Origin of the sequence: Streptomyces sp. NPDC016469, from assembly GCF_040632905.1 — a bacterium.
GTDB lineage: Bacteria > Actinomycetota > Actinomycetes > Streptomycetales > Streptomycetaceae > Streptomyces.
On the sequence record NZ_JBEYCQ010000034.1, the window covers coordinates 1 to 13420 of the forward strand.

The following is a 13420-nucleotide window of genomic DNA, read 5'->3' on the forward strand; positions in this document are numbered from 1 at the left end:
GGTCCATCCCGCCCACCCGGGGTATAATCCCAGCCTCGCCGGCGTTTGAGGCGCGGGGTCCGGGGCGGAGCCCCGGTTACGGGAAGGGGCGGGTAGGGGAAACGGCCCGCCGCAGGCGCACCCACCCCCACCCCGCCCCGACCCGCCCCCACCTCACCCAGGAATCACCGCATACCGCGCCACCCACGCATGCATGGCAATCGCGGCGGCCGCCCCCGCATTGATCGACCGCGTGGACCCGAACTGCGCGATGGAGCACACCACCTCCGCACACCGCCGAGCCTCCTCCGTCAACCCGGGCCCCTCCTGCCCGAACAGGAGGACACACCGCCGAGGCAGCACCGTCCGCTCCAACGGCACCGCCCCCGGCAGGTTGTCGATCCCAACGATCGGCAGGCCCTCCGCCGCCGCCCAGGCGGTCAGGCTCGCGGTGTCGGGGTGGTGCCGGACGTGCTGGTAGCGGTCGGTGACCATCGCCCCGCGCCGGTTCCAGCGCCGCCGCCCGACGATGTGCACCTCCTTGGCCAGGAACGCGTTCGCGGTCCGCACGACGGACCCGATGTTGAAGTCGTGGCCCCAGTTCTCCACGGCCACGTGGAAATCGTGGCGGCGCAGATCGAGGTCGGCGACGATCGCCTCACGGGTCCAGTAGCGGTACCGGTCGCCGACGTTGCGCCGGTCGCCACCGGCCAGCAGCTCGGGGTCGTACCGCTCGTCCTCGGGCCAGGGCAGCGGATGCGGCCCGACGCCGATCTCCGTCCCGAACCCCTCGTCGTACTGCACGGGCTCGTCGCCCACGGGCGCGCCGTTGCCGCTGGTCTCACCGGTGCTGCCGGTCTCACTGCTCACCCGACGAGGGTATGGCTCCCGTCGCCGTCGGGCTCCGGTGCCTCCGGGCCGTCGGCGGCGCGCGGCGCCGGCACCCGCCCCCGCCGCCGGAACAACCGCTCATGCCCGGTGGCCACCCGCCCGCCGAGCCACACCAGGAAGGCGGTCGGCAGGAAGACGGCGTCCGCGGTGATCATGGCCATCGAGAAGAACGGCAGCCCCAGCAGGAGCGCGATCCCCGCGTGCTCACAGATCATGGCGCCGAGCAGGAAGTTCTTCACGCGCCGGTTGAAGAGGGTGAACGGGAAGGCCACCTGCACGATGACCGTGGCGTACGACAGCACCATGACCATGACGCCGCTGGAGGACAGCAGGTCCGACAGGGCGGGCCACGGGGTGAAGTACTCCAGTTTGAGCGGGTAGTACAGCGCGGTCCCGTCCTGCCAGCGCGAGCCCTGGATCTTGTACCAGCCGGCCGTCGCGTAGATCAGGCAGACCTCGGCCATGATCACGACGAGAGTGGCGTTGTGGGCGAGGTTGGCGATGACGTCGAGAAGGGTGCGGAGCTCGTTGCCCGGCGCGTACCGGTTCGCGGCCCACCAGGCGCCCTGGCCGATCCACAGGCACCACAGGAGGAGCGGCAGCCACACGGTGCCACCCAGACCACCCGCCACCGTGGCCCCCACCAGGACGGCCCCGAGCACCACCCACAGCACGATCCCGGCCCGCTCCCCGGGCACCCGCCGCCCACCGGCCTCCTGGCCGGCGTACACCGACGCGCGGCCCCGCGCCCGCCGGGCGTCCAGCGACCAGACCTGCCCGCAGCGGGTCAGCACCAGGTAGATGGACATCAGGTGGATGACGTTGTCGCCGCCGTCGCCCATGAAGATGCTGCGGTTCTGCAGCGAGAGCACTCCGGCCATGAAGACCACGGAGACGGCGCGGGTGTGCCAGCCGAGCATCAGCAGGAGGGACGAGAGCAGCGCCAGCGCGTAGACGATCTCGAACCAGAGGGCGCTGTCCGACCACATGAGGGTCGTGAACGCCTGGTTCCCGGATATCAGCTGCCGCGCCAGGTCCCAGCGCCAGGGCGCGTCGGGGCCGTACATCTCGTGCCGGTGGGGCAGCTCACGGAGCAGGAACATCAGGAAGGTGGCCGAGAAGCCGATACGGATGACGGCGCTCTGGTACGGGCCGAGGGCCGAGGCCGTGACGCGCTGGATGGAGCCGGCGAGGCCGCGGCCCGGCTGAGGGGTGCTCACTGTCCCGCCCCCTCGGGCAGGTCGTCGGCGCTGACCTTCCACCAGGGCAGGACGCGATAGGACGGACCGGTACTGATCTTCTCGTCGCTCCACTCGGGCGCCGCGACGGCCCGCACTTCGGACCTGACCTGAATCCTCAGGATGGTCCCGCCGTCGTCCTGGCCGCCGAGACGCAGCATCACGAGGCGGCGGACGTACTTCTCGGACAGGGTGCCGCGCAGGCCGTTGGCCCGGTTCTTGTCGTCGTGCGATCCGACGTAGAAGTCCCAGGCCCGGCGGAGTTCGTTCTGCTGGACGTGGCTGGGCAGCGGATTGCCGCGTATCGCCCGGCCGTCCTCGGCGGAGAGATCCCGCCACGCCGTCGTACGGGGGCCTTCGGGGCCGGCCGTCTCGGTGCGCACCTGAACGGCCACGTTCTGCTGCAGCGGGTTGGGAGCGAAGAGCTTCCAGTTCTGCTCGAACTCGGGGTACACCCAGTCGTCCACCGCCGCGCCGTGCTGCTTGGTCAGCGTGTTGGAGGGGGCGACGTGCAGAAAGACCATGGCCAGCTGCATGCAGGCGAGCACCCCGAAGGCGGCGAGCGCCACAGCGGCGACGATCTGGTACGGAAACGAGAGCCCGGCCATTCCGCCGGGCGCCGCGGCCGCCTCGACGGCGGGAGCGGGTCCGCCCCCGCCGCGGGCGTCCCTGTCGTCGTCCGAATCCATCCCGCCCCGATCGCGTCGGTTATCCACAGGGTTGACACCCTACGGGCCCCGGACTCACCATTGAAGACGTTGAACCGAACGATCGGTCGGTAGGGAGTCCGGGATGGCGGCAGGGACTGCGAGCCAGACAGCGCAGACGGCAGCAGGCGGCGATGCGGGGCCCGACGCGGCCCTCCAGGCCGCCTTCGACGCGGCGGTGGCGGCCGACGAGCGCATCGAGCCGCGTGACTGGATGCCCGACGCGTATCGCGCCTCGCTGGTCAGGCAGATGGCCCAGCACGCCCACTCCGAGATCATCGGCATGCAGCCGGAGGCCAACTGGATCACCCGAGCCCCCTCGCTGCGCCGCAAGGCGATCCTCATGGCCAAGGTGCAGGACGAGGCGGGCCACGGCCTGTATCTGTACAGCGCGGCCGAGACCCTGGGCACCGGTCGCGACGAGCTGCTCGACAAGCTCCACGCGGGGCGCCAGCGCTATTCGTCGATCTTCAACTACCCGACGCTGACCTGGGCGGACGTGGGCGCCATCGGCTGGCTCGTGGACGGCGCCGCGATCACCAACCAGGTGCCCCTCTGCCGCTGCTCCTACGGTCCCTACGCCCGCGCGATGGTCCGCATCTGCAAGGAGGAGTCGTTCCACCAGCGCCAGGGTTACGAACTGCTCCTCGCGCTGAGCAACGGCACCCCCGCACAGCACGAGATGGCCCAGGACGCGGTGAACCGCTGGTGGTGGCCCTCCCTGATGATGTTCGGCCCGCCGGACGACGCCTCGGCCCACTCGGCGCAGTCGATGGCCTGGAAGATCAAGCGGCATTCCAACGACGAGCTGCGGCAGCGGTTCGTGGACATCTGCGTCCCCCAGGCCGAGGCGCTCGGCCTGGCCCTCCCCGACCCGGACATCCGGTGGAACGAGGAACGCGGCAGGCACGACTTCGGCGCGATCGACTGGACCGAGTTCCAGGAGGTGCTGAAGGGCAACGGACCGTGCAACGAGCAGCGCCTCACCCAGCGCCGCCGGGCGCACGAGGAAGGCGCCTGGGTCCGCGAAGCCGCCGCCGCATACGCCCGCAAGCACACGCCCGGCGCGGACCCGGCCGTACGGAACGGAAAGGCGACAGCATGAGCAGCTCGACGGACTGGCCGCTGTGGGAGGTGTTCGTCCGCTCGCGGCGCGGGCTCTCCCACACCCACGCCGGCAGCCTCCACGCGCCGGACGCCGAAATGGCCCTGCGCAACGCGCGCGACCTCTACACCCGCCGGTCCGAGGGGGTCTCCCTGTGGGTCGTGCCCTCCTCCCAGATCACGGCCTCCTCGCCGGACGAGAAGGACTCGTTCTTCGAACCGGCCGGGGACAAGCCCTACCGGCACCCCACGTTCTACGAGATCCCGGACGGGGTGAAGCACCTGTGACCGCGGCCCTCGCCCTGGGCGACGACGCGCTGGTGCTGTCGCACCGGCTGGGGGAGTGGGCCGGCCACGCCCCGGTGCTGGAGGAGGAGGTCGCCCTCGCCAACATCGCCCTCGACCTGCTGGGCCAGGCCCGCCTGCTGCTGTCGCTCGCTGGGGACGAGGACGAACTGGCCTACCTCCGCGAGGAGCGCGCCTTCCGCAACGTCCAGCTGGTCGAGCAGCCGAACGGCGACTTCGCCCACACCATCGCCCGGCAGCTCTTCTTCTCGGTCCACCAGCAGGGGCTGTACGAGCAGCTGGCGGCCGGCGCGGGCCCGTTCGCGGGGATAGCCGCCAAGGCGGTCAAGGAGGTGGCCTACCACCGGGACCACGCCGAGCAGTGGACGCTGCGCCTCGGTGACGGGACGGACGAGAGCCACGAGCGGATGCAGCGGGCGGCGGACGCGCTGTGGCGCTTCACCGGCGAGCTGTTCCAGCCGGTCGAAGGCGTCGACATCGACTGGCAGGCGCTGCACAGCCGCTGGCTGGAGGCCGTCACCGATGTCCTCGGCCGGGCCACCCTGGCCGTGCCGACGGGCCCGCAGTCCGGCGCTTGGACGGCGGGCGCGGGCCGGCAGGGCATCCACACGGAGTCCTTCGGCCGGATGCTCGCCGAGATGCAGCACCTGCATCGCAGCCACCCGGGGGCGTCATGGTGACCTGGACCTCCGTCGAGGAGGAGCTGCTGAGCATCGCGGGCTCCGTTCCGGACCCGGAGCTGCCCGTGCTGACCCTGGAGGACCTGGGTGTGGTCCGGGGCGTGGAGGTGCACGACCCGGACCGCGTCACGGTCAGGCTCACGCCGACGTACACCGGCTGCCCGGCGATCGAGGCGATGTCCGCGGACATCGAGCGCGTATTGCACGACCACGGCGTGGCACAGGTGTCCGTGGAGACGGTCCTGGCGCCCGCCTGGTCGACGGACGACATCAGTGCCGAAGGGCGCCGGAAGCTGGCGGAGTTCGGCATAGCCCCGCCCCGGCCGCACGACACCGCGTCCGGCGGTCCGGTGCCGTTGGCCCTGTCCGTGCGCTGCCCGCACTGCGGCTCCACCGAGACGGAGCTGCTGAGCCGGTTCTCCTCCACGGCGTGCAAGGCGCTCCGGCGCTGTGTGGCCTGCCAGGAGCCGTTCGACCACTTCAAGGAGTTGTAGATGTTCCATCCGCTCCGGGTCAGCGGGATCGAGCGGCTCACGGACGATTCGGTGGCCGTCACCCTCGCCGTCCCGCCCGGTCTGCACGAGACCTTCCGGCACAAGCCCGGCCAGCATCTCAACGTCCGCTACACCGTGGGCGGCGAGGAGGTGCGCCGCTCGTACTCCATCTGCGCACCGGCCCCCGAGCCCTCGGCCGGTCCGGCGCTGCGGGTAGGCATCCGCCTCGTGGACGGCGGCGCGTTCTCCACGTACGCCCTCAAGGAGCTGCTGGTCGGGGACACGATCGAGGCGATGCCCCCGATGGGGCGCTTCGTTCTGACGCCCCGCGCCGGGCAGTTCGCGGCGATCGTCGGCGGAAGCGGCATCACCCCGGTGCTGTCCATGGCGGCCACTCTGCTCGCCCGGGAGCCGAACGCCACGTTCTGCCTGGTCCGCAGCGACCGGACGGCTGCCTCGACGATGTTCCTGGACGAGGTCGCCGACCTGAAGGACCGCTATCCGGACCGCTTCCAGCTGGTCACCGCCCTGTCCCGGGAGGAGCAGCAGGCCGGTCTGCCCTCGGGCCGGCTGGACGGCGAACGGCTCTCCGGACTGCTGCCGGCGTTGCTGCCGGTGGCGGAGATCGACGGCTGGTTCCTGTGCGGGCCGCTGGGCCTGGTCCGGGCCGCCGAGGTCGCGCTGCACGGGCTGGGCGTGGACCGCTCCCGCATCCACCAGGAGATCTTCCACGTCGAGGACACCCCCGCCGCGCCCGCGGGGCCCCGGGTCGAGACGCCCGTCGGCGGCACCCTGACGGCGACGCTCGACGGCCGGTCCGGCACCTGGCCGGTGGAAGGGGGCGAGTCGCTGCTGGAGACGGTGCTGCGCAGCCGCTCGGACGCTCCGTACGCGTGCAAGGGCGGCGTCTGCGGTACCTGCCGGGCGTTCCTGGTCTCCGGCGAGGTGCGGATGGACCGCAACTACGCCTTGGAGCCGGAGGAGACGGGCGCGGGTTACGTGCTGGCCTGCCAGTCCCATCCGGTCACCGAGGAGGTGGAGCTCGACTTCGACCGCTGACGCCTCCGGCGCCGGAGGACCGGGGCGGGCCGCGTCAGGCGACGAAGGCCGGGGTGCCGTTGTCGGTGACCATCGGGCGGCCCGCGCCGTCCCAGGCGAGCATGCCGCCGTCGATGTTGACGGCGTCGATCCCCTGCTGCACCAGGTACTGGGTGACCTGGGCGGACCGGCCGCCAACCCGGCACATCACATGCACGCGCCGGCCGTCCTCCACCGCCTCGGTCAGCTCACCGAAGCGGCCCACGAAGTCGCTCATGGGGATGTGCAGGGCGCCCTCGACGTGTCCGGCCGCCCACTCGTCGTTCTCCCGGACGTCCAGCACGAGGCCATCCGCCGGGACGGACGCGACATCGACCGTGGGAAGCGGGCCGAAATTCATGGGTCATGCCTTCTCTCGTCAGTGCGCTCACGGTCACCGAATCAGTGCGCTCGGGGCCACCGAAAACGCTACTGCACCAGAGCCGCGAGCTCCGCTTCCCGCTGCGAGACCTCGCCCAGCAGCTGTTCGGCGATCTGTTCCAGCAGCTGGTCCGGGTCGTCGGGTGCCATCCGCAGCATGGCGCCGATCGCACTCTCCTCCAGCTCGTGGGCCCACTCCGTCAGCAGCTCCTTGCGCCGGGTCAGCCAGTCCAGCCGGGCGTAGAGCTCGTCGGCCTCGCTCAGTTCCTGCCGCGGCGCGGCGGGTCCCGCCGCCCACTCCTCGGCCAGTTCGTTGAGCAGGGCCTCGTCCCCGCGGCCGTAGGCGGCGTTGACGCGTGCGATGAACTCGTCCCGCCTGACCCGCTCCGTCTCGTCCTGGGCCAGGTCCGGATGCGCCTTGCGGACCAGGTCGCGGTACAGCTTGCGCGCCTCGTCGGTGGGGCGCACCCGCTTGGGCGGGCGCACCGTCTGATCGGTCAGCATGGCCGACGCCTCGGGGGACAGGCCCTCGGAGTCCATCCAGTCGTGGAACAGCTCGTCCACGCCCGGCATGGGCATCACGACCGACCGTGCTTCCTCCGCCTTGCGCAGGTCCTCGGGGTCACCGGTCTTCGCCGCCCGCGCCTCGGCGATCTGCGCGTCGAGCTCGTCCAGCCGCGCGTACATCGGGCCCAGCCGCTGATGGTGCAGCCGGGAGAAGTTCTCCACCTCGACCCGGAACGTCTCCACCGCGATCTCGAACTCGATCAGCGCCTGCTCGGCCGCCCGCACCGCCTGGGCGAGCCGCGCCTCGGGCCGCTCCCGCGCCCCGCCCCCGGACGAGCCGTCCCCGGCCTCACCGGCCCCCGACGAGGCGCTCCCGGCCTCACCAGTGCCGGCGCCGGCCTCCGCCTCGTCCCCGCGGCCGGCGTCCCGCACCGCGTCCGGCACCGCATCCCGCACCGCGTCGTCCGGCCGGCCGGCGTCCGGCCGTGCCTCGTCCTGCGGGTCATCGTCGTTCCCGGAGATCGGCACCCCGGCGGCTTCGTGGCTCACCCGCCCAGCGTATGGCCCCGGCCCGCCACCGGGACACGCGGTCACCGCAGCAGGCGCCCCGCTCAGGCTGCAGGCGGCCGGGCAACCCGTCGGCAACCGGGCCGCCAGGGCACCCTCGCCGCCCCGTCACACACCCGCCGTGCCCCCCGCCACGCGCCCGCCACGCCCCTGCTACACGCCCCGCTCCGCCCCGATCCGCCCCGCCCCGATCGCCCGCACCAGCTCCCCGTGGTCCGCCTCCGTGCGGTCCGCGTAGGTCACCGCGAAGGCCGCCACCGCCTCGTCCAGCTCGTCGTTCTTGCCGCAGTAGCCCGCCAGCAGCCTCGGGTCCGCGCTGTGGGCATGGGCCCGGGCCAGCAGCGCCCCGGTCATCCGGCCGTAGTCGTCGACCTGGTCGGCGGCCAGGGCGGCGGGGTCGACGCTGCCCTTGCGGTTCCTGAACTGCCGTACCTGGAAGGGCCGGCCGTCCACGGTCGTCCAGCCCAGCAGATGGTCACTGACGACCTGCATCCGCTTCTGCCCGAGCACCACGCGCCGCCCCTCGTGCGCGACCTCCGGCACCCCGAACCCCACGGCGGCCAGATGCGGGCCGAGCACCGAGGGCCTGGCCTCCTTCACCTGGAGCACCAGCGCCTCCCCCCGGTGGTCCAGCAGCAGCACCACGTACGAGCGGGTGCCCACGCTGCCGGTGCCGACCACCCGGAACGCGACGTCATGGATCGCGTACCGGGCCAGCAGCGACAGCCGGTCCTCGGAGACGGTCCCCAGATAGTCCCCCAGCCCCGCCGCCACGGCCGCGGCCTCCACGTCCCCGACCCGGCGCAGCACCGGCGGCGCGTCCACGAAGCGGCGGCCACCGTCCTCGCAGGCCTCCGTGGACTTGGCCGCGAAGCGGGCACTGGTGTTGTTGCGGGCCTTCTCGGAGACCCGCTCCAGGGTGCCGAGCAGATCCCGCGCGTCGGTGTGGGAGACGAGTTCCTCGTCCGCGATGGCGTTCCACGCGTCGAGCGCGGGCATCCGGGCCAGCAGCCGCATCGTCCGCCGGTAGGCGCCCACGGTGTCGTACGCGGCCCTGCGGCAGGTGTCCTCGTCGGCCCCGGCCTCCCGGCCCGCGAGTACCAGGGAGGTCGCCAGGCGCTTGAGGTCCCACTCCCAGGGCCCGGCCACGGTCTCGTCGAAGTCGTTCAGGTCGATGACGAGGCCGCCCCGCGCATCGCCGTACAACCCGAAGTTCGCCGCGTGCGCGTCGCCGCAGAGCTGGGCGGCGACCCCGGTGACCGGGGTGCCCACCAGGTCATGGGCCATCAGCCCGGCCGCGCCGCGCAGGAAGGCGAAGGGGGTGGCGGCCATCCGGCCCACCCGTATCGGCGTCAGCTCCGGCACCCGGCCCCGGTTGGACTCCTCCACCGCGCGCACCGCGTCCGGCCGCCCGGCCGGCAGCTCCAGCGTCGCGTGCGCGGACCGGGGCACCCTCGCCCGCAGCGCCTTGCCCTTCCGCTTCGGCGTCCCCGCGGTGTCCACGTGTGCCTTGTCCGTACGGCGTGCGAAGCCCGGCACGGCCGGTATGCGCGGCCCGCCCGCGTGCGCCGGGCGCACGGCCACCGCCACCGCGTCCACACCGCTGAGCCCGGTCCGCTGTTCCGGCGGCAGTGCCGTCCCGGTTCCGTCCATGGCGCGCAGCCTCCCCCGCCCGGCACGAGCGCCGGGTACCTGCCTCACATCAACTGCCGCCGACGGTACCGCCACACACCGAACGCCGTCTGCCCCTGTGGACGACCCCGGGCGAGAGCCCTTCCCCGCTGGTCAGCCGCTCAGACGCCCACCGCTTCTTCCATCTCCTCTTCCTCCTCGGCCGACGACCGCACCGGAACGGAGGAGGGGACAGTGGAAGGGGTAGTGGAAGGGGCGTCGGAGGCGGGAGAGACGGCAGCCCTTCGACGCTTCCCCTCGGCCAGCCCGGCGAGCCCCGTCATGACCACACCCGCGGCGAACCAGAGGGCCAGCACCAGCACATGCCCGCCCAGCGCGTGCCCGCCGAAGTACACATGGCTGCGTACGCCCTCGACGAAGCCTGCCCCGTTCCAGAAGGAATGCAGCGCCCCGAAGAATCCGGGCTGGAGCTCGGGGCGGAAGATCCCGCCGGAGCTGGTGAAGTTGAGCATGACGAAGAGCACCATCACCCCGAGCGTGGTCCACCGCTTGAGGAAGGTGTGCAGGCCCACACCGATCAGCAGAATGCCCGCCGAGTAGAGCCACGCCATGGCCCAGAGCCCACCGAGGCCGTGCTCGACGAGTCCGAACAGCGGCCCCGCGAACACCGCCCCGATCGCGCTGACCACGAGCGAGGCGCCCAGGGCGAGCGCCGCGCGCATCCGGAGGCGCAGAACCGCTCCGGCCCCGCCGATCACGGCGACGGATGCGTAGGAGCCGATGCTGACGGCGACCAGCAGGAAGAAGATGCCCTGGCCGGTCGGGTCGCCATGGGCCGTGGGGGCGGTGTCCGTCACCTTCAGCGGGGCGCCCTGTCCGGCCGCGACCTGGGTGAAGACCTTCTCGACCGCTGTCGCGCTGGTGTCGGAGGAGGCGGAGGCGACGAGCAGTTCGGGGGCCGCGCCGGGGACGTAGGCGCCGTAGCTGTCCTGCGTGCGCAGGTGCTCGGCCGCGGTGCCGCGGTCGGGGACGGTACGCACGCTCAGCGCCCCGTCCCCCTTGTCCTGGAGGGTCTGCGCCAGCACCTGCGCGGACGGTCCCGAACCGACCACGTCGACCCGCAGGTCATGCGGTTGCGGAGCGTGGAAAGCGCCCAGGTAGGCGAGGCCCATGCCGATGCACATCAGCAACGGGGTGACGAGGTGGCTCAGTACGTGACGCAGCGCGCCCGCCGGAGAACCGGCGGCGGCGCTCGGGCCTGCGGACATGAGGGCTCCAGACGATCGGCCAGGTGGTTGGCTTTTACAACCCAACTAGTTGGCTTTTACAACTCCACTTTCGTTGTACTATACAACTGAACTTACGAGGAAGGCGACCCGTGCCAGACACCCCCGGAGAACGCGAGGAGTCGCTGGACGTCATCCAGCGCGAACTGACCGCCTTCGCCCGTCGCGCGCGGGCCGCCGCTGCCCGCCTCCACCCCGAACTGCCACTCGTCTCCTACACGCTGCTGGCGCACATCGACGACCAGCAGGGGTGCCGCGCGACCGACCTGGCGGCGCACTACATGCTCGACAAGTCCACCGTCAGCCGGCAGATCGGCGCCCTGGAGAGGCTCGGTCTTGTCGAGCGCCACCCCGACCCGGCCGACCACCGCATCCAGGTCCTTCACCCCACCGAAGCCGGGACGCAGGCCCTAGCCGCCACTCAGGCCAGCCGACGCGCCGCGTATCAGGAGCGCCTTGCGGACTGGACGGAGGACGACCTCGCCCGGTTCGCCGCGTACCTCCTGCGCTACAACACGACGGGCGACGCCCCGCACTCGTAAATCGGGCGTTTCACGTGAAACCAAACACACAGGGAAAGGACCGGCCGGACAAACCGAAGAAGCCCCCCAGGCCGAGGCCTGGGAGGCTTCCTTCTTGTGCGCGAGGGGGGATTTGAACCCCCACGTCCCTAAGGACACTGGCACCTGAAGCCAGCGCGTCTGCCGTTCCGCCACTCGCGCAAGAGTGGTGTTCCGGGCTCTCCCACTTTTCGGTGCGAGCGCCTGGCGACATCCGGAAGATTAGCACGCTGGACAGGGTGGATTCACATCCGTTGTTTCGCCGCCCGATCCCCGGGCACTCGCCGCACGCTCGGCCGACGTCGGCAGAACGTCCGAAAGGAACCGGGAACCCCCAGGGGTCGCCCCCCACTCCTCCTGAGTGCGCCCAAGGTGCGGGACACTGTGAGGAGGCCACCTCTACGATCCGTGTGAGGGGGGACACTCATCCACAGGGCAGACAAGGGGAACCAGCCGATTTCCCGACGCGTGGATACGATCAGTAAGCAGTACAGGGACGACGACACCGGAGGAGGTGCCCCATGGGAGTGATGAAGCGTTTCGAGCAGCGTCTCGAAGGCCTGGTCAACGGCACTTTCGCCAAGGTCTTCAAGTCCGAGGTCCAGCCGGTCGAGATCGCGGGTGCCCTCCAGCGGGAGTGCGACAACAACGCCACCATCTGGAACCGTGAGCGCACCGTCGTCCCCAACGACTTCATCGTCGAACTCAGCGCCCCCGACTACGAGCGCCTGAGCCCGTACTCCGGCCAGCTGGGCGACGAGCTCTCCGGCCTGGTCCGGGACTACGCCAAGCAGCAGCGGTACACGTTCATGGGGCCCATCAAGGTGCACCTGGAGAAGGCCGAGGACCTCGACACCGGTCTCTACCGGGTCCGCAGCCGCACCCTGGCGTCGAGTTCGTCACAGGGGCAGGGCACAGGCCAGGGCCAGAGCTACGGCGGCCAGTCCCCCCAGCAGGGGTATCCCAGCCGTCCCGCCCCGCAGGCCCCCGGCGGTTATGGCTACCCTCCCACCGCCGCCCCGCCCATGCCCGCCGGCCCGCCGCCGGGCGCCGGGCGCCACGGCGGTCCCGACCGGCGTCCGCCGGCCACCCCCGCCTCCCCGCCGAACGTGCAGGTGCGGCGCTGGATCGAGATCAACGGCACCCGCCACCAGATCTCTCGCCCGACGCTGGTCATGGGCCGCAGCACCGACGCCGATGTGCGGATCGACGACCCCGGCGTCTCCCGCCGGCACTGTGAGATCAGGACCGGAACGCCCTCGACGATCCAGGATCTCGGGTCTACCAACGGCATCGTGGTAGACGGGCAGCACACCACCCGCGCTACGCTCCGCGACGGCTCGCGGATCGTCGTGGGCAGCACCACAATCGTTTACCGGCAAGCCGAAGGGTGAAGCGGGGGCAATGTCAGAGCTGACCCTGACGGTCATGCGGCTAGGTTTCCTGGCTGTTCTGTGGCTGTTCGTGATCGTGGCCGTCCAGGTCATTCGCAGCGACCTGTTCGGAACGCGCGTCACGCAACGCGGCTCACGCCGCACCGCGAACGACGCGCGTCCGCCCCAGGGACGCCAGAACGCGGCACCGCCGCAGCAGCGCCAGCAGCCCGGGCGCCAGCGCCGGGGCGCGCCGACCAAGCTGGTCGTCTCCGAGGGCACGCTCACCGGCACCACGGTGGCGCTCCAGGGGCAGACCATCACGCTGGGCCGTGCCCATGATTCAACGATCGTGCTGGACGACGACTACGCGTCCAGCAGGCATGCCAGGATCTACCCCGACCGTGACGGCCAGTGGATCGTCGAGGATCTCGGGTCCACCAACGGCACGTACCTGGACCGGACCCGCCTCACCACCCCGACGCCCGTTCCGCTGGGCGCGCCGATCCGGATCGGCAAGACCGTCATCGAGCTGCGGAAGTAGTACGACAATGAGCGAGCGGAGCGAGCGAGCCGCGGGGGTCCGGGCATCGGACCAGGCCAGGCTCCCGACCGGAGGGTGGGCAGTGTGGCTCGAG

The 13420-nt window shown here is 71.6% G+C and carries 15 protein-coding genes and 1 tRNA gene; 8 read left to right on the top strand and 8 right to left on the bottom strand.

What is annotated here, in order from left to right; genetic code table 11:
- Positions 1-153: 153 nt before the first annotated feature.
- From ABZ565_RS29695 to ABZ565_RS29705, 3 genes are read right to left on the bottom strand one after another with little or no spacing between them, the layout of a single operon-like run.
- Positions 154-849, bottom strand: coding sequence for a TrmH family RNA methyltransferase (locus ABZ565_RS29695; protein WP_361033515.1), 696 nt, complete (start codon positions 847-849; stop codon positions 154-156).
- Positions 846-2090: an HTTM domain-containing protein gene (locus tag ABZ565_RS29700; protein WP_361033518.1), complete on the bottom strand. Its 1245-nt coding sequence runs from the start codon at positions 2088-2090 to the stop codon at positions 846-848. The genes ABZ565_RS29695 and ABZ565_RS29700 overlap by 4 nt, the downstream gene beginning before the upstream one ends.
- Positions 2087-2797: a DUF5819 family protein gene (locus tag ABZ565_RS29705; protein ID WP_361033521.1), complete on the bottom strand. Its 711-nt coding sequence runs from the start codon at positions 2795-2797 to the stop codon at positions 2087-2089. Before ABZ565_RS29705 ends, ABZ565_RS29700 begins: the two co-directional genes overlap by 4 nt.
- 103 nt (positions 2798-2900) lie before the next feature.
- Here ABZ565_RS29705 and paaA point away from each other — a divergent pair, with 103 nt between their 5' ends.
- From paaA to ABZ565_RS29730, 5 genes are read left to right on the top strand one after another with little or no spacing between them, the layout of a single operon-like run.
- Entirely contained in the window at positions 2901-3920 is a 1020-nt protein-coding gene (gene paaA / locus ABZ565_RS29710) for a 1,2-phenylacetyl-CoA epoxidase subunit PaaA (protein WP_361033524.1), read from the top strand.
- On the top strand, positions 3917-4207 hold the full coding sequence (gene paaB, locus ABZ565_RS29715; protein ID WP_073966613.1) for a 1,2-phenylacetyl-CoA epoxidase subunit PaaB: 291 nt from the start codon (positions 3917-3919) through the stop codon (positions 4205-4207). The genes paaA and paaB overlap by 4 nt, the downstream gene beginning before the upstream one ends.
- Positions 4204-4905: a 1,2-phenylacetyl-CoA epoxidase subunit PaaC gene (gene paaC / locus ABZ565_RS29720; RefSeq protein ID WP_361033527.1), complete on the top strand. Its 702-nt coding sequence runs from the start codon at positions 4204-4206 to the stop codon at positions 4903-4905. Before paaB ends, paaC begins: the two co-directional genes overlap by 4 nt.
- Positions 4899-5399 (top strand): 1,2-phenylacetyl-CoA epoxidase subunit PaaD, encoded by a 501-nt coding sequence (gene paaD / locus ABZ565_RS29725; protein ID WP_361033530.1) that lies wholly within the window; start codon positions 4899-4901, stop codon positions 5397-5399. Before paaC ends, paaD begins: the two co-directional genes overlap by 7 nt.
- Positions 5400-6458 carry a 2Fe-2S iron-sulfur cluster-binding protein gene (locus ABZ565_RS29730; RefSeq protein ID WP_361033533.1) on the top strand — a complete coding sequence of 353 codons (1059 nt, stop codon included), beginning with the start codon at positions 5400-5402 and terminating at the stop codon, positions 6456-6458.
- A 34-nt stretch (positions 6459-6492) separates the two neighbouring features.
- On the opposite strand, the gene ABZ565_RS29735 is transcribed toward ABZ565_RS29730, so the two are convergent.
- The 4 genes from ABZ565_RS29735 to ABZ565_RS29750 all read right to left on the bottom strand — a co-directional run bounded on the left by ABZ565_RS29735 (position 6493) and on the right by ABZ565_RS29750 (position 10831).
- Entirely contained in the window at positions 6493-6837 is a 345-nt protein-coding gene (locus ABZ565_RS29735; RefSeq protein ID WP_361033536.1) for a rhodanese-like domain-containing protein, read from the bottom strand.
- Positions 6838-6905: 68 nt separating this feature from the next.
- Positions 6906-7913, bottom strand: coding sequence for a hypothetical protein (locus ABZ565_RS29740; RefSeq protein WP_361033539.1), 1008 nt, complete (start codon positions 7911-7913; stop codon positions 6906-6908).
- A 171-nt stretch (positions 7914-8084) separates the two neighbouring features.
- Positions 8085-9584: a DUF2252 domain-containing protein gene (locus ABZ565_RS29745; protein WP_361033542.1), complete on the bottom strand. Its 1500-nt coding sequence runs from the start codon at positions 9582-9584 to the stop codon at positions 8085-8087.
- 140 nt (positions 9585-9724) lie between these two features.
- Complete coding sequence (locus tag ABZ565_RS29750) at positions 9725-10831, bottom strand: hypothetical protein (RefSeq protein ID WP_361033545.1); 1107 nt, start codon at positions 10829-10831, stop codon at positions 9725-9727.
- Positions 10832-10941: 110 nt separating this feature from the next.
- On the opposite strand from ABZ565_RS29750, the gene ABZ565_RS29755 reads away from it, so the two are divergent.
- A complete protein-coding gene (locus ABZ565_RS29755) occupies positions 10942-11391 on the top strand; it encodes a MarR family winged helix-turn-helix transcriptional regulator (RefSeq protein WP_361033548.1) in 450 nt (149 codons plus the stop codon).
- A gap of 97 nt (positions 11392-11488) precedes the next feature.
- Here ABZ565_RS29755 and ABZ565_RS29760 read toward each other — a convergent pair.
- Positions 11489-11571 (bottom strand) — tRNA-Leu (locus tag ABZ565_RS29760).
- A gap of 359 nt (positions 11572-11930) precedes the next feature.
- On the opposite strand from ABZ565_RS29760, the gene ABZ565_RS29765 reads away from it, so the two are divergent.
- The gene (locus tag ABZ565_RS29765) at positions 11931-12803 is read left to right on the top strand and encodes a DUF3662 and FHA domain-containing protein (RefSeq protein WP_361033551.1); all 873 of its coding nucleotides are present in this window, start codon (positions 11931-11933) and stop codon (positions 12801-12803) included.
- A gap of 10 nt (positions 12804-12813) precedes the next feature.
- Positions 12814-13326 carry an FHA domain-containing protein gene (locus tag ABZ565_RS29770; RefSeq protein ID WP_018101923.1) on the top strand — a complete coding sequence of 171 codons (513 nt, stop codon included), beginning with the start codon at positions 12814-12816 and terminating at the stop codon, positions 13324-13326.
- Positions 13327-13420 lie beyond the last annotated feature (94 nt).

Coding starts and splice junctions, on each gene's coding strand:
- ABZ565_RS29705 (WP_361033521.1), bottom strand. CDS start 2,797: ATGGATTCGGACGACGACAGGGACGCCCGCGGCGGGGGCGGACCCGCT.
- paaA (WP_361033524.1), top strand. CDS start 2,901: ATGGCGGCAGGGACTGCGAGCCAGACAGCGCAGACGGCAGCAGGCGGC.
- paaB (WP_073966613.1), top strand. CDS start 3,917: ATGAGCAGCTCGACGGACTGGCCGCTGTGGGAGGTGTTCGTCCGCTCG.
- paaD (WP_361033530.1), top strand. CDS start 4,899: ATGGTGACCTGGACCTCCGTCGAGGAGGAGCTGCTGAGCATCGCGGGC.
- ABZ565_RS29730 (WP_361033533.1), top strand. CDS start 5,400: ATGTTCCATCCGCTCCGGGTCAGCGGGATCGAGCGGCTCACGGACGAT.
- ABZ565_RS29735 (WP_361033536.1), bottom strand. CDS start 6,837: ATGAATTTCGGCCCGCTTCCCACGGTCGATGTCGCGTCCGTCCCGGCG.
- ABZ565_RS29745 (WP_361033542.1), bottom strand. CDS start 9,584: ATGGACGGAACCGGGACGGCACTGCCGCCGGAACAGCGGACCGGGCTC.
- ABZ565_RS29750 (WP_361033545.1), bottom strand. CDS start 10,831: ATGTCCGCAGGCCCGAGCGCCGCCGCCGGTTCTCCGGCGGGCGCGCTG.
- ABZ565_RS29765 (WP_361033551.1), top strand. CDS start 11,931: ATGGGAGTGATGAAGCGTTTCGAGCAGCGTCTCGAAGGCCTGGTCAAC.
- ABZ565_RS29770 (WP_018101923.1), top strand. CDS start 12,814: ATGTCAGAGCTGACCCTGACGGTCATGCGGCTAGGTTTCCTGGCTGTT.